This is a genomic window from Aeromonas sp. 6P, assembly GCF_051919525.1.
GTDB lineage: Bacteria > Pseudomonadota > Gammaproteobacteria > Enterobacterales > Aeromonadaceae > Aeromonas > Aeromonas veronii.
On record NZ_JBQBEO010000002.1, the window covers coordinates 3,160,461 to 3,180,875 of the forward strand.

Sequence of the window (20,415 nt, forward strand, 5' to 3'; positions counted from 1 at the left end):
AATTGCAAAACCTGAGTAACCGCCTGCCGGGAGGGTTGGCCCGCTGCCCCTTCCCCTTTGGGTTGCGATAGCAAAAGAGGGGGATGAGAAGGGTCACCAGCCAGAAAGCACAAAGGGTTAGCTTCGATGAGAAGCTAACCCTTTGTTTTATATGGTGCCGATAAGGGGAATCGAACTCCTGACCTTCGCATTACGAATGCGCTGCTCTACCAACTGAGCTATACCGGCTTGTTGCTCTCCACATTCATAAAAAATGATCGGCAAGTCAATTAAGCCAGCTCGATTTTATGAGTTGGCTCATGGTGTTAGAACCCGATTTACAGGTCGGAAAACTCGGGGATATGGGCCCGGCCGCGGCTTTCTAGAAAATCGAGCAGGGCCCGGGGGGAGCGCACCAGGATCCGCTCTTGCGGGAAGCCCGCTTCGGTCACCAGACGGTGGCAATGGTCAAAATCGCCAAGGGTAAATGCCACGTGGGAATCAGAGCCGAAGGTAAGATAGGCCCCCAGATCTCGCGCGGCTTCGACTATGGCACGGCAGTTGCCTTCGCTACCCGGGCGCGAGTGAATGAAAGAGGAGTTGTTGATCTCCAGCGCTACCCGATAGTCAGCGGCCGCCTTGACCACCGCCTGAATATCGATTGGAAATGCGGGGTTGCCAGGGTGGCTGATCATGTCGACCCGGCCGCTCTTGATGGCGTTGATCATCGCCTGGGTGTGAGTGGCCTGATCGCAGGGAGGGAATACCTGCTCATGAAAGCCCGCCATGATCATGTCGAGGCGCGACTCATAGCGCTCGGGAAAATCGATCTCCCCGTCGAGGTTTTTGATGTTGGCCTCGATACCCCGCAGGATCCCTACCCCATCCACCACTCTTGGCAATATCGGCAAGTTGGCAAAATGCCAGACATGAGGGGCATCGGCCATCTCGGGCCCGTGATCCGTGGTGGCAAACAGCTTGATCCCCTTGGCCCTGGCTATCGGCAGATAGTCGTGGATGGTGCTGTAGGCATGGGTGCTGGCAATGGTGTGAGTGTGGGTATCGACCGGGTACTTCATCTTCTCTCCCTCATATTTTGAAAGGGCAGCATAGCAAAGAGCGGCAGCTTGGGCCACGCTGGCACTTGCCACACTTTGTCACAAAATACCGCGAAGCTGACATAGTCTGAGGGGCTCTGGCTGGCATACTGCCCCCGTCGATACATGCCTGAACTCGCATCGACAGTTTGCCGTCAGGATGACGCGAACTCACTTTCCCCACCGTCGCACCCTGCGGCGGTTTTTTTTGCCTGCAAACCGCAAACCGGTAACAAACGCGCAAAAAAAGGCCCAACTAGCATGGTGCAGGTTGGGCGAGACTTAATGTTTAATTGCAGTGGCATAGATATAGAGTCCTGCTTTTTGACTAAGTTCCGCCCACTTTGCTTTTTTCATCGAAAAACATTCCGCTAACACTCATTCACATTCTCTTGACACTTCACGTTATGAAACGTACTTTTTAAACATTCGTTTAAGTGAGGTGTCCAGTGAGTAAAATCGATACCAAAAACCGTATTCTCGACGCCGCTGAAGTGCTGTTTGCCGAGCGGGGATTCGCCGATACCTCTTTGCGTCTGATCACCAGTGAAGCCGACGTTAATCTGGCGTCGGTGAACTATCACTTCGGCTCCAAGAAGGAGCTGATCCAGGCGGTACTCGACCGCTATCTGAGCCTGTTTATGCCCGATCTCGATGCGCGCCTGCGGGTCCTGATGGAGCAGGAGCAGCTGACCCTGCTGCAACTGTTTGAAAGTTTTGTCGAGCCGCTGATGAAGCTCTCGGCAGTGCGGGCCAACGGCCCGGCCATCTTCATGCAACTGCTGGGGCGCGGCTATATCGACAGCCAGGGCCACCTGCGCCGCTTTATCACCGCCCACTATGGCCCCATTTTGCAGCGGATCACCCAGGCCATCTCCAAAGCCAATCCGGCCCTGTCGCCGGCGGATCTCTTCTGGCGACTGCACTTCACTCTGGGCACCGTCGTATTCACCATGGCCTCCGCCGATGCCCTGCGCGACATCGCCCTGGCCGACTTTGGCCAGCAGCTCGATGTGGAAGGGCTGGTGCGCAACGTTATTCCTTATCTGGCGTCCGGAGTCGGGGCGCCCGTGGAGTCGACCAGGCTCTCCCTGGCCGTGTAACAACCAACAATAAATCAACGGAAACAGTGAAATAGAAGGAACTTCGGTATGATCACATTGCTTGTCCTGCTGGTGCTGGCGATAGCCGTTGTGCTCGGCGTACCCTCCATCCGTAAAAAGGTGGTAACCCGTCCGGTGTTCGGCATCTTCAAAAAGATACTGCCGCCCTTGTCAGCTACCGAGCGGGAGGCCATGGAAGCCGGCTCCGTCTGGTGGGATGGCGAGTTGTTTCGCGGCAACCCCGACTGGAAAAAACTGCACGGCTACGGCAAGGCCGAGCTGACCGCAGAGGAGCAGGCCTTTATCGACAATCAGGTCGAAACCCTGCTCGCCATGGTTGACGACTTCAAGATCGTCAACGAAACCAAAGACCTGCCGGAACCGGTGTGGGACTATCTGAAGAAGGAAGGCTTCTTCTCCCTGATCATCCCGAAATCCTACGGCGGCCGCGAGTTCTCGGCGATTGCCAACTCCACCATCGTCACCCGCATTGCCACCAAGAGTCTGAGCGTGGCGGTCACCGTCATGGTACCGAACTCTCTCGGCCCGGGTGAGCTGCTGATGCACTACGGCACCCAGGCCCAGAAAGATTTCTGGCTGCCGGGGCTGGCCAATGGCAAAGAGGTGCCCTGCTTCGCCCTGACCGGGCCGGAAGCGGGCTCCGATGCGGGCGCCATTCCTGACAAGGGGATCGTCTGCAAAGGGATGCACAAGGGTGAAGAGGTGCTGGGTATTCGCCTCAACTGGAACAAGCGCTACATCACCCTGGCGCCCCGCGCTACTGTGCTGGGGCTGGCGTTCAAACTCTATGACCCGGAAAGACTGCTGGGTGACAAGGAGGAGCTCGGTATCACCTGCGCGCTCATCCCCACCAGCCACCCGGGCGTGCGCGTCGGCGATCGCCACTACCCCATGGGTCTGGCGTTCCTGAACGGCCCGACCTTCGGCAAGGATGTGTTCATCCCGCTCGACTGGATCATCGGCGGCCCGGATTACGCTGGCCGTGGCTGGCGCATGCTGGTGGAGTGCCTCTCCGCCGGTCGCGGCATCTCGCTACCTGCCCTTGGCACCGCTTGCGGTCACATGGCGAGCCGCACCGTGGGTGCCTACTCCTACGTGCGCAAGCAGTTCGGCATGTCCATCGGCAAGTTTGAAGGGGTGCAAGAGGCGCTGGCTCGCATTGGCGGCCTCACCTATCAGCTGGAAGGGGCCCGTCGTATGACCGCCGGTTCGCTGGACTTGGGTCAGGCACCGGCCATCGTCACCGCGATTTCCAAGTACCACATGACCGAGATGGCGCGCCAGATCATGGATGACTCCATGGATATCCACGCCGGTCGTGCCATCCAGCTGGGCCCGAAAAACTACACCGGCTACGCCTACATGGGGATTCCGGTCGCCATCACGGTGGAAGGGGCCAACATCCTGACCCGCAACCTGATGATCTTCGGGCAAGGGGCTACCCGCTGCCACCCGTACGTCTTTGCCGAGCTGGAAGCAGCGGCTGACACCGACGTGGAGCGCGGTCTCGAGAAGTTTGACGCCCTGCTGATGAAACACATCGCCTTTGGCGCCGGCAACTTCTTCGGTTCACTGTTCCAGGGGCTGACTCTGGGTCAATTCAACAGAGCGCCGGTAGCCGGTGAAACCGCTCGCTACTACAAGCAGCTCTCCCGCATGAGTAAAGGGCTGGCCCTGTGCGCCGACGTCTCCATGCTGATGCTGGGTGGCGATCTCAAGCGCAAGGAGATGATCTCCGCCCGTCTGGGTGACGTGCTAAGCCACCTCTATCTGGCCTCCGCCACCCTCAAACACTACGAGGATCAGGGCCGTATGGTCTCCGATCTGCCGTTCGTGCAGTACGCGGTGGAGCGCAACCTCTACCTGATTGGCAAGGCGTTCGAGGGCTTCTTCCAGAACTTCCCGAACAAGGTGGTGGGTGCCGTACTCAAGCGCGTGGTGTTCCCGTTCGGCGTCGGTTACAAGATGCCGGCCGACGATCGTTGCCACGCCATCTGTCTGGCCATGATGAAGCCGGGCGAGTTCCGCGACCGTCTGACCGCCCTCTGCTACGTCGGCAAAGACGAGGCGGACCCGGTTGGTCTGATGGAGCGTGCCTTCCAGGCCATGGTCGCCGTGCAGCCCTACGAGAAGAAACTGGTGCAGGCCCAGAAAGAGGGCAAACTGCCCCGCAAACTGGCGCTGCCGGAACTGGTGGAAGCAGCGTTGGCCAAATCGGTACTGAGCAAGGACGAGGCAGACAAGCTGCTGGCCGCCGATGCCCTGCGCTACGAAGCGATTCAGGTAGACAACTTCGCCCCGGGCGAGCTGGAGGGAATGGCGCAGGCCAGCCCCATCCATCACGCCGCCTGACAAGCGATAATCAAAAAGGCCCCTTTCGGGGCCTTTTTTTATGGCAATCGCCACGCACTGACCGTTCGCACATCCTGCGTACAGCCAAGCAGGCCGGAGTTTGCTATCTTGGCGGCCATCACTCGCGTTTAGAGCAATCAACACCCATGAGCATTATTTTGGGCATCGATCCGGGTTCGCGGATCACCGGATACGGGGTTATCCGGGTCGTGGGCGGCAAGGCCGAATACTTGGGCTCTGGCTGCATCCGCACCGATTGCGGCGAGCTGCCGGAGCGCCTCAAGCAGGTTTATGACGGGGTATGCGAGATCATCACCCAGTTCAAGCCCACCGAGTTTGCCATCGAGCGGGTCTTTATGGCCCGCAACGCCGACTCGGCCCTGAAACTGGGGCAGGCCCGGGGCAGCGCCATCGTCGCCGCGGTCAATGCCTACCTGCCGGTGAGCGAATACTCCGCCACCCAGATCAAGCAGGCAGTGGTGGGCACCGGCGGCGCTGCCAAGGAGCAGGTGCAGCATATGGTGACCCATCTGCTGAAACTCTCCGCCACCCCGCAGGCGGATGCAGCAGATGCCCTCGGCGTCGCGCTCTGCCACCTGCACACCCGCCAGAGCCTGATCAAGATGGCTGGCCGCGCCAGCAGCTCGGTACGCGGCCGCTATCGCTGAGCCCTTGTGTCGTCCACGGCTATCTCGGTATCGCAAAATAAAAAACCGCCCCGGATCTCCGGGGCGGTTTTGTTTTGGGCGCGGAATAGAGAGCAATCCGGAGAGCAAGGTCATGCACGCCAGCTCCATCAAAAGTTGCAATCGAGCGACACGTGCGCCGACGTGACGAGCAACTCGATTATCATCGTAAACCCGTACCGTATTGCCATCAGACACAACGCGAAAGAGGCTTATAAATCACACTCTTGGCAATAGATACTTGCTTTCAATTAGTCGTGTCCGCAAACAATACAACCTCGAGTTACAAACTGATATGAATCATGCCAAGGAAGAATTAGATATGGAAAAAATCGGACTTTCCGCTATCGCCCTTCTGCTATGTGGTTGTTCTGCTGCTGGCGTCGTAAAAAGCAACGACCCTTGGCAAAATCTGGCCCAAGCAGATGTGCTGATTGAACATGGGCGGGCAACCGCTGCAGAAAAACTTATCGTCGAAGCCAGAAACCTTTGCAAGGAAGACGCGGTTTGCCATGCCATGGCAGATAGAGAATATGCCCTGCTACTCCTATCTTCTTCCGTTGGTTCTACTTGGGCAGAACACTATAAAGAACAAGGATTTATAGATCAGACAGTCAACCTGCAAAACAGGACAATCAAGGCTGCAGCATATCTGGATCAGGCCGCCACTCAGCTAAATACAACAACCGCTTACGACAAGCTGAGCAATGTGCAGCTACTAAAAGCCTCTGTCTATCAGGAACTGCAGGATCAAAAAAGTACTTGTTCATCCCTGGCTCAAGCGCTGACAGCCTACCAAGATAATCTGCGCCATAACCCAAGCGCAGCCCCGCAGGGGGTGGATGGTTACGCCTCGCTGGGAGACTATATCATCGCACGGCAGAAAGCCGTTCGCTGTATGTAAACAGGTATCTTATGGTTCAGTGCCCCTTGCCAGCATTGGCAAGGGGCACTGTGTTAAACCACCTCCCCCAGCGCGCCGATCAGGGCGTCGAGCCCCTGGTCAACCTTCGAGCGCGGGCAGCCGACGTTGAGGCGGATATAGCCTGTGCCTTCCGGGCCGTAGGTGTCGCCGCGCATGATGGCGACCCGGTATTTCTCCACCAGCACGGTTTGCAGCGCATCCATCCGTTTGGTGGAGTCGATGCCAAGACCGCGCAGGTCAATCCAGGCGAGATAGGTTCCCTCGGGCACCCGATAGTCGATGGCGGGGAAAGCGGCGTTGAGCCGCGCCGCCACATGGTCGAGGTTGCCGTGCAGATAGCTTTTCAGGGCATCGAGCCAGGCAGCGCCATCGCGATAGGCACTGATATGGGCCAGCACCCCGAGAATGGGCGGTGATGAAAGACCATGGGCCGCCTTGAGCCGCTGCAGATAGGCGGCCCGCGCTTCTGCGTTGGCGATAAAGGCGTAGGCGCCGCCAAGGGCGGGAATATTGAAGGATTTGGAGCCCGAGTTCACCAGCGCCCATTGATCGTCCGGTGCCACCTCGCTCCACGGCAGATAGCGGGCAAAGCTCACATCCATATGGATGTCGTCCGAGATGACCTTGACCCCGTGGCGCTGGCAGATGGCAGCCATCCGGCCGAGTTCATCCCGCGTCCAGACCCGCCCGGTGGGGTTGTGGGGGCTGCAAAGCAGCAAAATCCGGCAATCGGGACGAGCGGCTTGCTGCTCGAAACATTGCCAGTCGATCTGGTAACTCCCCTCTGACTTTTTGAGCGGGCATGGCAGCAGCACCCTGTCGTTGGCAGCCAGCATATTGCCGAAGGCATCGTAGGCGGGGGTATGCACCAGCACTCCTTCCCCCGGCGCCGACCAGAGGCTCACCAGCTGGGCAATCACATAGATGACCGAGGGGCCGTAGACCAGCGTCTCGGGGTCGAGGCTCGCGCCGTAGCGGTGGGCAAACCAGTTGCTCACCGCCCCTTTAAAGTCATCGTGATTCCAGCGGCTGTAGCCAAATACCCCGTGCTCCAGGCGAGTTGCCAGGGTCTGGCGAATGCAGGGAGCGGTCTCGAAATCCATGTCGGAGATGGTAAAGGGGAGCAGATCGGCATGGCCAAAACGGTCGGCTACATAGTCCCATTGGGTGCAGTAGGTGCCGTGGCGGTCGACCACATGGTCGAAGTCATAAATATCGTGCATGAAGTTTCTCCCTCCATAAACAGGAGACATATTGGGAGAGGCAAACAAGGGGGGCTTACGCCCCCCGTTCGGATCTTATTGGCCAGTTCAGGCCCCCATCAGGCTCTGCAGCTGGTTTTTCACCAGATGCACCTGCGGGCCGATCACCACCTGCAAGTTGTGCTCGTCGAGCTTGATCACCCCGATGGCGCCGTTCGCTTTCAATACCTTGTCATCGACCCGGCTCATGTCCTGCACCGACATCCGCAGGCGGGTGATGCAGTTATCGAGCGCGAGGATGTTATCAGCGCCGCCCAGCGCATTGAGGATGATTTCACCGTTGTAACCGCTGTTGCCTGCCTTCTTGCCTGCGGGCTGGGCAGCCTCGCTGGTCTCGATTTCGCGGCTCTCTTTTTCACGACCAGGGGTTTTCAGGTTAAAGCGCACGATGGCGAAGCGGAACACGCTGTAGTAGATGGCAAACCAGATAGCGGCCGCGACCGGCACCAGATACCACTTGGTAGCGGTGCCTTGCAGCACGCCGAACACCAGAAAATCGATGAGGTTGCCGTCAGTGTTGCCGATGGTGACGCCGAGCAGCCCCATGGTCATAAAGCCCAGACCGGTCAGGATGGCGTGAATAACGTAGAGCACCGGTGCCACGAACAGGAACAGGAACTCCAGTGGCTCGGTGATGCCGCCGATGACGCAGGCCACCACGCCGGAGACCAGCAGCGCCTTGATCTTGCCACGATTTTCCGGGCGAGCGCAGTGATACATGGCGAGCGCCGCGCCCGGCAGGCCGCCGAGGAAGGCAGGCATCTTGCCCTGCGAGAGGAAGGAGGTGGCAGAGACCGAGAAGCCGGAAGTGTCGGCGCAGGAGAGCTCGGCGTAGAAGATATTGAGGGCGCCGCTCACCTCGTGACCGCATACCAGCTGGGTGCCGCCCGCTTCGGTAAAGCGGATCAACGCCACCAGAATGTGGTGCAGGCCGAGTGGCAGCAGCAGGCGCTCACCGGTACCGAACAGAAAGGGGCCAAAGGGGCCGGCGTGGGAGATGAGCGCCCCGATACCGTTAATGCCGGCGGCAAACCAGGGCCAGGCGAACGGCACGACCAGACCGACTACACCCAGCACCAATACAGTGATGATGGGCACGAAGCGAGCGCCGCCGAAGAAGGCGAGCGCATCGGGCATCTTGTAGGTGTAGAAACGGGCGTGCAGTTTGGCGACGATCACCCCGACGATGATGGCCCCCAGAATCCCGGTGTCGATGGAGCTGATACCGAGGATCGATTTCACCCCGTAGGCCTTCTCCGCCGCTGCGTCACCGATGACGTTGGCCACGGTCAGGTAGAAGTTGATGGAGAGGTTGAGCGCCGCATAGCCGACGAAACCGGCAAAGGCCGCGACCCCCTTCTCTTCTCGCGCCAGCCCGAGCGGAATGGCCACCGCAAACATCACCGGCAGATAGATAAAGGCCACCAGCCCCACCTTGGTCATCCAGAGGAACAGCAGTTGCAGCACGGTATTGTCGAGGAAGGGCATGCTCTGCTTGACCGCATCGCTGGTGAGCGAGCTGCCGACACCGAGCAGGATGCCCGAGAAGGCCAGCAGGGCGACCGGCAACATAAAGGTCTTGCCGAGGCTCTGCAGGAACTCCCAGATGGTGGATTTGGCTTGAGGCTTGGCCATGAAACGGCTCCTTGTGAATAGACAGCAATATCTGCGGCTGCCCTCCCCCGCTCGAGGCAATCTCGACGCAATCTCGAAGCAAAAGGCGCGGGTCAGCATCAGGTTTTGCTGGATGATAAAACGTTTTATCAATTTACAAGTGCCGACAGGATCACAGAATAAGGGGGCTGGCTGGCAGCAGGATCCAAATTTGTGAGCCGGATCGGCCAGATGGTGATGTAACGTTTCACTTGGGCATATGAGCAGGTATGCTTGAGCCTCGCTCTCAACTGTCCGTCGTCCATTCGCCCTATGTCGCCCAAATCCCTCTCTGCCAAAGCCACCAAGATCACCGATGTCGCCCAGCGGGCGGGAGTGTCGGTCACCACCGTCTCCATGGTGCTCAACGGCAAGGGGCGCATCTCGCCGGCCACCGCCGAGCGGGTGCAGCAGGCGATAAAAGAGCTCGACTATGTGCCCAACAGCGCCGCCGCCAACCTGCGCAGCCAGCAATCCAACCTGGTGGGGCTGATCCTGCGCGACATCACCGACCCCTTCTATACCGAGGTGACCGCCGGGGTGAGCGAGGTGCTGGAGCAGCAGGGCTATCTGCTGTTTCTGACCCAGTGCGGCCACAGCCCGAAGCGGCTGCAGCAGAGCATCCACTCCCTGTCACGGCAGGGGGTGGCGGGCATCATCTTCAATCCGGTGCGCGGCGCGGCGGCCAAAACCCTGGAGACCCTGCTCGATTCCGAGCTGCCGGTGGTGTGCGCCGCCCGCTCCTACTATCGCGATGACGTGGACTTTATCGGCCCCGACAATACCCACGCCGCCAAGCAGGCCACCACCTACCTGATCGAACAGGGCCACCGCCATATCGCCTACGTCGGCGGACGGGCCGACTCCCTCACCCGTGCCGAGCGGATCGGCGGCTACTGCGCCAGCCTGCTGCAATATGGCCTCCCCTTCAAACCGGAGTGGGTACTGGAGTGCGAGCGCACCCAGCGCAGCGCCGCCGACACCATCGCCCAGCTGCTGCACCAGCACCCCAAGGTGACCGCCGTGCTCTGCCACTACCCCGAGGTGGCGCTCGGCGCCATCTATGGCGTCGAGGCGAGCGGCCGCACCGTGGGCAAGGACAACTACATCGGCCAGCAGGTGGCCCTGCTCGGCTTTGACGATGTGGCGGAGGCCGAACTCACCTCCCCCGCACTCACTTTCGTCAGCTCACCGGCCCGCGAAATCGGCCGTCAGGCGGCAAAACGACTGCTGACCCGGATGCAGCAACCCGAGCTCGCCCCCAACCGCCATATCATCACCCCCAACTTGCAGAAGCGAGAATCAGCCTGAGCTGGCTGGACAAGCCCGAGCTCACCCCACCCGCCATATCATCACCGCTCACCAGCAAACCGCAGAAGCGGGAGTCGGTCTGAACTGGCTGGGCAAGCCTGCAGCAGCGCAAAACGTGAGGCCGCTCACTGCGCCGGCAAGGAGAGATTGAGAGCCAAGTGGAGAGGAATATGATGGGCGCCTGCCTCACTTCACGAGCCCATTTATGAGCCACCCGCACGACCAAAATCCGCCAACTGAAATCCATCGCTGTGACAAATGCGGCGAGCGTACCCGCCATATCGTGGTGCTGGTCGCCCGCGATCACAGCCAGGACATCATGCCCAAGGATCCGCGCAAAGCCTTCTGGCAAGCCTTTACTTCCAGCAGCATCACCAACTGGGCGTTTGGTGAAACACTGGCCTACCAGACCACCCATGTAAAACATCTAATTTGTGAGCGGTGCGGGGAGAAGTTTCTGGAGTATTGAGTGTCGGTAGTACCCGGCAAGAGGTGAAGCTCAGCTTGCGGTCGCCGTGCCAAGCGGGCAGATAACACCCACTTAGTGAGCAATTTATTGATCTTTGGCAGGTTTTTGCCCGACTGCGGTTTTACCCTGCCCCTCTCTCGATTAATATGCCTCACTTGGCAACCACTCTTGCAGAGATCACCCTGTGCAGCCGTTTCGCCATCCACCACATCGCCGGATAACCGCAGCAGGCTGGAGGCTGTAATCCACGGGCGGTAGCGTGTCTGCAAGAAATGGATCTAGTGATATATCCCTCGCGATCGTCTGATTACGTTTTATGCACCTCAGTAATCTACCAGAGTTTTTATGCAACCAAGGCTTGTCTAAACTCCTGTGCTATGAGAGATATATCAAGTAATAAGAAGGAATCATCAAAAATGATTGGTACGAATTTAATTTATAAATTCTTCCCCTATAACCCTCATGACTTAGACGCCCTTGCAAATAATTACTTATGGTTCAGTAATTACAAAGACTTTAATGATCCATTTGAGGATGTTTTTATTGAGAATGTTCTTAATGTTGACATTGATAGCTATAATCAAACAAAAGCCATTGAATTTTACAAAATGCTGCACAAAGAACACCTTCCTCAATATAAAATTGAAGAGGCGTTACTTCAATTAAAAATTAACAATCAATTAGAAAGCCATTATATCAATACAATATATTCAACCTTGAGTTTTGCAAAAAAAAGACTATCTGACTTAGTAAAAAACTCACGAATGACATGCTTTGCCAAAGATAATATTGAAAAAAATAAACTTGCTATAAAAAATAGGTTAATGTAGTCACATTATGCCAATGGGTTAAGAGGGTTTTGTATTGAGTACGACACTCTGACCTTAATCGAAGGTATATCTAAAGAGATTGGTAACAAGGTCGGTTATAGCACAATACAATACGGAAAACTGAAGAAATATGGCGCAGAAGAACTGCTATTCAATACACTAAAAAATATTCAAAGAGATCACAGTTCACTAGGAATTGGCACACTAACCACATTAAAATCATCTGAATGGGAATACGAAAGAGAGTTTAGGCTTTTTGTGCCAGAACAGTCTCTAGTAACTATCCCGCCAGAAGCCATAAAGACAATTACCATAGGTTGTAAAATGGATGAACTTAAGCGCAACACTCTCCTTTCAATTATAAGAGGCAATCCACGAATAAATTGTAAAATAAATTATGCACACATTAACCCAAATACTTTTGAGATAGAAGTGAATGAATCAGATGGGAATTAGAATATTTACACATATATAAAGTCTTATACCCGTAAGAATATTCAGACACTCGCGTAATAAACACTACCTTCCGCCTCAACACTTTCTAACCAAACAAGCGGTGCAATTCACTTCGTTAATTTTCCCCTACGACTACTACACTTGATTTCAGAATAAAAAAAGCAATCCAGTTATGGCTAAATTCATATGCTGAAAACTCAGAAAAATTAGTTGCTTTTGTCAAACGACATGACCGAATCGTTGCCGATAGTCGCTATGCAAATTTTCCTACAAAAAGCCTATAAAAGTGACTTCTAAAATCTTTTAAAAAATCCACATTCCGGCCTCTATAATTTTTTACCACAAAGCATCGCAATTAAATTTGCTGATCTCAACCTACGGTACTACAACTTTAAATATCAAGACAAAACATTATGAAAGCACGTGTGATTTACTTTTTTTGTTTCCTCGGGTTATCCAGTCAAATCTCATTTGGTAGTGATACCGGCTCTCAAGTACCACCTCGGACAGAGGACTACCCGGCCCCCCCTGTATATAAAGGTAAGCCAGCCAAGCTTTCACTAGACTCTGAATTGGCCAGAACATTCCGCACCCGACTTACCGCGGCCTTGTCACAAAAACCAGTATATGCTGGTGAATATGTACTGACAGGCTGGGGATGTGGTTCATCAGGTTGTTATGATCAAGTTCTTGTCAACAAACGCACGGGAAAGGTACTTGATACGGTATTTAATGCTTATAGCTCATATGATGTAAATGATGAGTCTGATACCCGTGTGGGAGAATGGATAGAATCTCCCCAAATTGATAGCCGCCTTCTCACAACGGTTAAAGTTGAAAACAGTCAAGACGGAAAAAAATTTGTTTATTACACGAACTATTACATTGTTGATAAAAACCAGCTTACGCTCATAAAAACGATTCAAGATAACCCGTAGGTTCGAATAGCGAAACATATTCGGACATTTGCGTCACCACCTCTACCTTCGAGCCATCACATTTTCTGTGAGCAAACTGCGGTGCAATGCACTTCGTTTATTGCACCCTACGGAACCACTCCTTATGAACGTCTCTAATAAGATATTTTTCTCAAGTTTAATCATGCATGCCTGTGCATTATTATTAATTAAAGGATTTTCAGACTATGGAAGTGATTTACATCTTAAGTTATTGCTCTTTTTTTGGTGCACTGGCTCATTCTACGGAGTTTTTTTATTCAAAAAATACACTGTTCAACCGCCCCCTTCACCACTTCTTCATACTATAAAGCTGGCAATCTTGTATCTGCTCATGGCCATACCTATTGTCTTGGCACTTCTATTTTTATGCCTATCGATAGCATTAAAGGGAGTCAAATTTTAAGATCTCTTGTACGCAAACTCAGGGCTATGGGCTCAAAGAATAAAGCGGCGTTTCTCGCAATCTCGCAATCTCGCAAGAGACCTAATATCAGCACATAGGTTCGAATAGCGGAGCGTATTCGAACGTTCGCATTATCACCTCTATCTTTTCGGCCATCCCCTCTCTTGCTACCACCCTCCCAGCCCAAACAGGCGGTGCAATTCACTCTGTTCATTGCACCCTACGTCTCCCATCCCCCTCTGCGTTCGCTCTGCCAATCCAATTGGCCTCCGCCATCAGGCGCATAAAAATCCTAATCCGCCCGACGAAACTGCGACTTTTTGTGAGAAAGGTCACATCTTATAACGCCTTAAAACCACATATAAATCCAGACCCCGCTGGTGATTAATTTATTGACATGATGCATTACAAACCTGGTTACGAGACCAGTCACAATCCATTTATTTGTTTTTAAAGACAAAATTAGCAATAACCTGAAAATGGTGAGTCCTGCCTGAAAACGGGATCTTCATCACATCGCGTTTTACTGCGCACAAAAATCCAGTGATTAGCACATTTGTCCGATAGGGAGGGGGCGAGCGAGCCACGATAATGAACAGGTCATTTTTATCCAGTACGTCGATACGTACTCACGCATAGCTTCCGTCACCGGAAGCGGGGAGAGCGCCATGATCACCACCTTGATCAATGAACATCTGATCAACCTCGATTTGAAAGCGACGCGTAAGGAAGAGGTCTTCACCGAAATGGCCCGCCTGCTGGCGTCGCAAGGCAAAGTCAGCGACGAGCAGGCCTTTATCAAGGATCTGTGGGCCCGCGAAGAGCTGGGCAACACCGGCTTTGAAGAGGGCGTGGCCCTGCCCCACGCCAAGAGTGCGGCGGTATGCAACCCGGCGGTCGCCATCGGCATCAGCCGCAATGGCATCGAGTACGGCGCCGAAGATGGCAAGCCATCCCATATTTTCTTTATGATCGCCTCCCCCGATGGCGGCGCCAACCACCATATCGAGGTGCTGGCCGAGCTCTCCGGCAAGCTGATCGAAGAGGGCTTTATCGCCAAGCTGCTGGCGGCGAAAACTCCGGCCGATGCGCTGGCGCTGCTGCTGGCCAAGAAAGAAGAGCAGAGCGCGGCCCCGACCACCAGCAAAGGCTTTATCATCGGTGTCACCGGCTGCCCGGCCGGAATCGCCCACACCTATCTGGCGGCCGAATCGCTGGAGCGTGCCGCCAAGGAGCTCGGTTATGAGGTGAAGGTGGAGACCAACGGTTCCATCGGCGTCAAGAACAGCCCGACCGCGGACGAGATCGCCCGCGCCACCGCCATCGTGGTCGCCTGTGACAAGCAGGTGGATATGGCCCGCTTCAACGGCAAGCCGCTCATCAAGACAGGCGTGAAGGCCCCCATCAAGGATGGCAAGGGTCTGATCGAGCAGGCCCTGAAAGCCCCCTCCTATGTGGCTGGCAAAGAAGATAAAAAAGGTGAGGAGAAGAGCGCAGGCGGCAGTTCCGATCTCTATCGCTACCTGATGAACGGCGTCTCTCACATGATCCCGTTCGTGGTGACCGGTGGTCTGTTGATTGCGCTGGCACTGGCCATCGGCGGCAACCCGACCCCGAGCGGCATGCAGATCCCGGAAGGGAGCATGTGGAACCAGATCCTCAACGTGGGCGTGGCCGCCTTCACCCTGATGATCCCCATTCTGGCGGGTTATATCGCCTACGCCATCGGTGATCGTCCGGCGCTGGCACCGGGCTTTATCGGTGGCTGGATCGCCAACAACGGCAGCTTCTACGGCGCGGATGCCGGTACCGGCTTTATCGGTGCCATCATTGCGGGCCTCCTGGTCGGCTATCTGGTGCGCTGGATTGCGACCCGTCAGTACCACAAGATGGTGCAACCGCTGGTGCCGATCCTGATCGCCCCCATCGTCGGTTCCCTGTTTATCGCTGCGGTATTTATCTTCATCATCGGCGCCCCGATTGCCGACATGATGACCGGCCTCAACGCCATGCTGCTCTCCATGAGCGGTGGCAGTCTGGTGCTGCTGGGTATCGTGCTGGGTGGTATGGCCGGCTTTGATATGGGTGGCCCGGTCAACAAGGTGGCATTCCTGTTCTCGGTCGGCATGATCGCCTCCGGTCAGACCCAGTTTATGGGTGCCATGGCCTGCGCCATCCCGGCCGCGCCCCTTGGCATGTCGCTGGCTACCGTACTCGGTCGCAAGCTCGGTATCTTCGATGCCTCTGAAATCGAAGCGGGCAAAGCCGCCGGTGCCATGGGTCTGGTGGGTATCTCCGAAGGGGCGATTCCGTTCGCCGCCCGTGACCCGCTGGCCGTTATCCCGGCCAACATTCTGGGCAGCATGACCGCCGCCGTGATGGCCTTCCTGTTTGGCATCACCAACAGCGTTGCCCACGGTGGCCCCATCGTGGCCCTGCTGGGTGCGGTCAACAAGCCGCTGCTGGCGCTGCTCTGCATGATCTGCGGTGCCATCGTCACCGGCGTGGTGGCGGTTGCCCTGAAAAAACTGCGGGTCAAAAAGAGTGATGAGGTAACTCTGGCCAAGGCGGCCTGAGTGCCCCCTCGCCATCGCGGCTCCTAGACCATAAAAGAGGCCACCCCACGGGGTGGCCTCTTGTTTTTGGGGATAGCTGGCGGGCCGTATTCCAATATCGCCCCCCGAGAAATAGTGGTCGATAAGCACTCTTCCTCGTCTCTCCCTTCACCTCTCTCCTTGCCTTTCCCTTGCTCCCTTCTGGCCTCTCCCCTCCTCAGCCCAGCACTCACACAGAGCGCCAAACTGGCTGAAATGGCAGCAATCCGGCGTCAGCGGTGTGATGTTTCTCACGCTTTGTCCGCGAAAGCGCAAAAACTAGGAAAATTTCCTAGCCCCACTAGGGATGGCTCTCAAGCCATTTTTTGCCCCTCTTATTAGAGTCACCTCACCTGATGTCGTGACCCGCACCGCGACGGGCAATGTGCCCCGTCATTCCGTGCCGGGCCCGGGTTTATATGGATGGAGCGTCGAGCGCAGCAACGGCTGACAGCCCCGACGTTCCGTTCCCCCTTCCGTGGCGTGACCTCGAACAACCTATCTACAAATGAGGGGCGCGGCGGAAATACCGTCTATCTCGCAGAGGATGAACGAAGATGTTGAAATTGCTCCAACAGGTCCGGGTCCCCACCCTCGACCTGCCGGTCGAAGCCCGGCGCAAGCTCTGGTTCAAGCCGTTTATGCAATCTTATCTGGTTGTATTTATTGGCTATTTGACCATGTATCTGATCCGCAAGAACTTCAACATTGCGCAAAATGACATGATCCAGGAGTACGGTCTCTCCATGACCGAGCTTGGCATGATCGGCCTTGGCTTCTCCATCACCTACGGGGTGGGCAAGACCATCGTCTCCTACTACGCCGATGGCAAGAACACCAAGCAGTTCCTGCCGCTGATGCTGATCCTCTCCGCACTCTGCATGCTGGGCTTCAGTGCCAGCATGGGCGGCACCGGTTTCAGCCTCTACTTCATGATCTTCTTCTATGCCCTGAGCGGTTTCTTCCAGAGCTGTGGTGGTTCCTGCAGCTACTCCACCATCACCAAGTGGACCCCTCGCAACAAGCGCGGCACCTATCTGGGTATGTGGAACCTCTCTCACAACGTGGGCGGTGCCGGTGCAGCCGGTGTGGCGTTGTTCGGTGCCAACTACCTGTTTGATGGCAACGTGCTCGGCATGTTTATCTTCCCCTCCATCATCGCGCTGATCGTCGGCTTTATCGGCCTGCGCTTTGGTAGCGACTCGCCGGAAGCCTACGGCCTTGGCAAGGTGGAAGAGCTGTTTGACGAAGTGGCGAGCGAAGAGGATATCGCTACCGAAGAGCAGCAGCTGACCAAGTGGCAGATCTTCGTGAAGTACGTGCTGCTCAACAAGGTGATCTGGCTGCTCTGCTTTGCCAACATCTTCCTCTACGTGGTGCGTATCGGTATCGACCAATGGTCTACCGTCTATGCCCACCAGGAGCTTGGCTTCTCCAAAGACGTGGCCATTCAGGGCTTTACCTTCTTCGAAGTGGGCGCACTGGTCGGCACCCTGATGTGGGGTTACCTCTCGGATCTGGCCAACGGTCGCCGTGGTCTGGTTGCCTGTGTGGCGCTAGCGCTGATCATCGCCACCCTGGGTCTCTACCAGCATGCGACTACCCAGTTTATGTTCCTGGGTTCCCTGTTCACCCTGGGCTTCCTGGTGTTTGGCCCGCAACTGCTGATCGGCGTCGCCGCCGTGGGCTTCGTCCCCAAGCAGGGCATCAGCGTGGCCGATGGCGTCAAGGGCACCTTCGCTTACCTGATTGGTGACAGCTTCGCCAAACTGGGTCTGGGCATGATCGCCGATGGCACCCCCATCTTCGGTCTGACCGGCTGGACTGGCACCTTCGCCGCTCTCGATATCGCAGCCGCCGCCTGTCTGGTACTGATGGGTTGTGTCGCGGTCGCCGAGGAGCGCAAGATCCGCCGCATCAAGCGCGAACTGAAAGCCGCCGAGCTGGCTGCCCAGACCGCCTGATAGCCATAACAACAGACGCAGATTGTTCAGGGCCACCCACAGGGGTGGCCCTTGTTGTTTGGAGCAACCAGACACCCGACTGGCCCGGCATGAGCCTGCACTGCCGTTCAAGGGACGGGCATATCCCCATCAAGATCCCACTTTTCATATGGACTTTTGGTAAAAGCCCCCCGCTGGCGCTATCTTGTTGCTCCCCCTTGTCAGCATCACAGAGAGCAGATGAAGATCGTCGCCGTCACCGCTTGCCCGACCGGTATCGCCCATACCTATATGGCTGCCGATGCCCTGCAAAAAGCCGCCACTGGGCTGGGACTCAAGATCAAGGTCGAGACTCAGGGCGCCATGGGCATGGAAAACATGCTGACCGCCCGCGATATTGCCAGCGCCGACCTGGTGCTGATTGCCTCCGATATCGAGATTGAGCAGAAAGAGCGCTTCCTCGGCTGCACCATCCATCAGGTGAGACTGGAAACAGTGCTGCTGGATGCCAACGCCGTACTCAAGGCCCTGCCGATCCCGGCCTGATGCTGACCCGCGAGATCACCTTCTACTGCCAGCAGGGGTTGAGCATCACCCAGGCCAAGCAGTTGAACCGGCTGGCGGGGATGTTCAAATCCACCATCCACTGCGCCAACCTCACCCGGCGCCAGACCGTTGCCGCCAGCAACCAGCTCTCCCTGTTGACCCTCGCCACCCAACCCGGCGATCTCTGCCAGTTGCAGATCGAAGGGTGCGATGCCGAGCTCGCCCACATGGCCTTCACCTGCTGGTGCGGGGAGCTGGGTCAACCGCTGGTGCGCCCGCACACCGCCGCACTGGCGGAGTTGCGACTGGCCAACGCCCTGCCCGACTACCAGTTTGCCCTGCGCCAGCTGGCCCACAGCCCCGAACCGCTGAGCAAGGCCGAGGCCCTCGAGCATCTGATCGATCTGCTGCCCGCCGAGCTGCTCACCGACCGCGCTACACTGACCGCCGCGGTGGAACGGCGCGAGCAGGTCTCAGCCACCATCATCCGCCCCGGCCTTGCCATGCCCCATGTATTGAGCGAAGGGATCAGCCAGCCAGCGCTGACCCTGCTTAGCTGCAAGGAGCCCATCGAGTGGGGCTCTCAAATCGGGCCGGTGCAAACCATCATTTTGCTGGCGGTGCCGGTTGGTAGCGGACGGGAGACCCTGCGCCCCCTCACTAGACTGGCGCAGGCGATGATCGACGATGTGGTTAGCCACGCCCTGCTGTTGGCGGGCTCGGCCCCCGCCCGTCAGGCTATCGTCATCGAGAGCCTGCTGAGCTAGGCGAATTGGCTCTGGGCACTGCTTGTTGTGACGCCACAGCCATTCATCCTGCCCTCAGCACCCTGTGGTACACTCGCTGCCATCGTCTGTCTGAAGTGTGTATCCGATGAAATCTCCCCGCCCCCGTCTCTCTGTCAGCCGTTCGCCGCGCGATAACGCCCCGCGCACGGCGGCCAAACCAGCCGCACCTCGCCATGCATCCCCCCACAAACCGGAGCTGGCCCCAGCGGATCGCAAATTGCTCCTGCTGAACAAGCCCTACATGGTGCTCTGCCAGTTCACCGACGAGGCGGGCCGCGAGACTCTCAAGGATTACATCAGCGAGCCCGGCATCTACGCCGCAGGTCGGCTTGACCGCGACAGCGAGGGGCTGTTGCTGCTCACCAATGACGGCAAGCTGCAGGCGCACCTCACCCAGCCGGGGGAGAAGACCCCCAAGACCTACTGGGTGCAGGTGGAAGGGATCCCGAGCGAAGAGAAACTGGCCGCCCTGCGCGCCGGAGTGGAGCTCAACGACGGCATGACCCTGCCTGCCGGGGCGCGCATCATGGATGAACCTGCGGTGTGGCCGCGCAATCCGCCCATTCGCGAGCGCAAGGAGATCCCCACCAGCTGGCTGGAGATCAAAATCATCGAGGGGCGCAACCGCCAGGTACGGCGGATGACCGCCCATATCGGCCACCCCACCCTGCGCCTTATTCGCTACGCCATCGGCGACTGGACCCTGGATGGTCTGGCACCCGGCGAGAGCCGCAGCCTGCCCGCCCCCGAGCTGGCGCCCGCCCCGCGCAGGACACAGACACCCAACAAACCACGCAGTCAGGGCTCGGGCAGCAGCAATCCGCGCAACGCACAATCGACCCGAAGCCCCCATGGTCAGGGCCAGGGGCGCGACAGCCGTGACACGAGCCCGCGCCCGGCCAATCGCAGTAGCGGCCGTGGCACCGCGCGCCGACCGGCCCGCAGCAAACCATCGGAGTAACGCGCAGCCCGCTGGCAATCGCATTGTAAAGAACAGCGCTGAATCGAGCCCCCGCTTCGGCCGGGGCCAAACCGGTA

The 20,415-nt window shown here is 57.0% G+C and carries 16 protein-coding genes, 1 tRNA gene and 1 pseudogene; 14 read left to right on the top strand and 4 right to left on the bottom strand.

Annotation, left to right across the window (positions count from 1 at the left end; translation table 11 throughout):
* Positions 1–152: 152 nt before the first annotated feature.
* Together ACTG2J_RS14525 and ACTG2J_RS14530 are read right to left on the bottom strand one after the other, a co-directional pair.
* Positions 153–228 (bottom strand) — tRNA-Thr (locus tag ACTG2J_RS14525).
* 89 nt (positions 229–317) lie between these two features.
* Entirely contained in the window at positions 318–1,058 is a 741-nt protein-coding gene (locus ACTG2J_RS14530) for a phosphatase (protein ID WP_159157297.1), read from the bottom strand.
* Between the two features lie 467 nt (positions 1,059–1,525).
* Here ACTG2J_RS14530 and ACTG2J_RS14535 point away from each other — a divergent pair, with 467 nt between their 5' ends.
* The 4 genes from ACTG2J_RS14535 (at position 1,526) to ACTG2J_RS14550 (ending at position 6,142) form a co-directional block, all read left to right on the top strand.
* Complete coding sequence (locus tag ACTG2J_RS14535; RefSeq protein ID WP_005334507.1) at positions 1,526–2,179, top strand: TetR/AcrR family transcriptional regulator; 654 nt, start codon at positions 1,526–1,528, stop codon at positions 2,177–2,179.
* A gap of 48 nt (positions 2,180–2,227) precedes the next feature.
* Entirely contained in the window at positions 2,228–4,552 is a 2,325-nt protein-coding gene (locus ACTG2J_RS14540; protein WP_439989446.1) for an acyl-CoA dehydrogenase, read from the top strand.
* Positions 4,553–4,698: 146 nt separating this feature from the next.
* The gene (gene ruvC, locus ACTG2J_RS14545; protein ID WP_005334512.1) at positions 4,699–5,220 is read left to right on the top strand and encodes a crossover junction endodeoxyribonuclease RuvC; all 522 of its coding nucleotides are present in this window, start codon (positions 4,699–4,701) and stop codon (positions 5,218–5,220) included.
* Between the two features lie 340 nt (positions 5,221–5,560).
* Entirely contained in the window at positions 5,561–6,142 is a 582-nt protein-coding gene (locus ACTG2J_RS14550) for a hypothetical protein (protein WP_113740723.1), read from the top strand.
* A 53-nt stretch (positions 6,143–6,195) separates the two neighbouring features.
* Here ACTG2J_RS14550 and ACTG2J_RS14555 read toward each other — a convergent pair whose 3' ends face one another.
* On the bottom strand, positions 6,196–7,386 hold the full coding sequence (locus tag ACTG2J_RS14555; RefSeq protein WP_439989445.1) for a MalY/PatB family protein: 1,191 nt from the start codon (positions 7,384–7,386) through the stop codon (positions 6,196–6,198).
* A gap of 87 nt (positions 7,387–7,473) precedes the next feature.
* Positions 7,474–9,060: a maltose/glucose-specific PTS transporter subunit IIBC gene (gene malX / locus ACTG2J_RS14560; protein ID WP_421316211.1), complete on the bottom strand. Its 1,587-nt coding sequence runs from the start codon at positions 9,058–9,060 to the stop codon at positions 7,474–7,476.
* Positions 9,061–9,351: 291 nt separating this feature from the next.
* Between malX and ACTG2J_RS14565 the strand changes: the two genes are divergently transcribed.
* From ACTG2J_RS14565 to ACTG2J_RS14610, 10 genes and pseudogenes are all read left to right on the top strand, one after another.
* Positions 9,352–10,389, top strand: a complete 1,038-nt coding sequence (locus ACTG2J_RS14565; protein ID WP_113740727.1) for a Mal regulon transcriptional regulator MalI — start codon at positions 9,352–9,354, stop codon at positions 10,387–10,389.
* 205 nt (positions 10,390–10,594) lie between these two features.
* Complete coding sequence (locus tag ACTG2J_RS14570; RefSeq protein ID WP_113740728.1) at positions 10,595–10,858, top strand: hypothetical protein; 264 nt, start codon at positions 10,595–10,597, stop codon at positions 10,856–10,858.
* A gap of 416 nt (positions 10,859–11,274) precedes the next feature.
* On the top strand, positions 11,275–11,688 hold the full coding sequence (locus ACTG2J_RS14575; protein ID WP_439989444.1) for a hypothetical protein: 414 nt from the start codon (positions 11,275–11,277) through the stop codon (positions 11,686–11,688).
* 12 nt (positions 11,689–11,700) lie between these two features.
* Positions 11,701–12,144 (top strand): annotated as a pseudogene (locus ACTG2J_RS14580) (DUF2971 domain-containing protein); the annotation flags it as partial.
* Between the two features lie 413 nt (positions 12,145–12,557).
* On the top strand, positions 12,558–13,082 hold the full coding sequence (locus ACTG2J_RS14585; protein WP_162628484.1) for a hypothetical protein: 525 nt from the start codon (positions 12,558–12,560) through the stop codon (positions 13,080–13,082).
* Between the two features lie 1,092 nt (positions 13,083–14,174).
* A complete protein-coding gene (locus ACTG2J_RS14590; protein WP_113740753.1) occupies positions 14,175–16,082 on the top strand; it encodes a PTS fructose transporter subunit IIABC in 1,908 nt (635 codons plus the stop codon).
* Between the two features lie 575 nt (positions 16,083–16,657).
* On the top strand, positions 16,658–18,064 hold the full coding sequence (gene uhpT / locus ACTG2J_RS14595; protein ID WP_005353611.1) for a hexose-6-phosphate:phosphate antiporter: 1,407 nt from the start codon (positions 16,658–16,660) through the stop codon (positions 18,062–18,064).
* Positions 18,065–18,283: 219 nt separating this feature from the next.
* Positions 18,284–18,589 carry a PTS fructose transporter subunit IIB gene (locus ACTG2J_RS14600; protein WP_005334611.1) on the top strand — a complete coding sequence of 102 codons (306 nt, stop codon included), beginning with the start codon at positions 18,284–18,286 and terminating at the stop codon, positions 18,587–18,589.
* On the top strand, positions 18,589–19,356 hold the full coding sequence (locus ACTG2J_RS14605) for a PTS sugar transporter subunit IIA (protein ID WP_113740755.1): 768 nt from the start codon (positions 18,589–18,591) through the stop codon (positions 19,354–19,356). Before ACTG2J_RS14600 ends, ACTG2J_RS14605 begins: the two co-directional genes overlap by 1 nt.
* Before the next feature lie 106 nt (positions 19,357–19,462).
* Positions 19,463–20,338, top strand: coding sequence for a pseudouridine synthase (locus tag ACTG2J_RS14610; protein ID WP_162628485.1), 876 nt, complete (start codon positions 19,463–19,465; stop codon positions 20,336–20,338).
* Positions 20,339–20,415 lie beyond the last annotated feature (77 nt).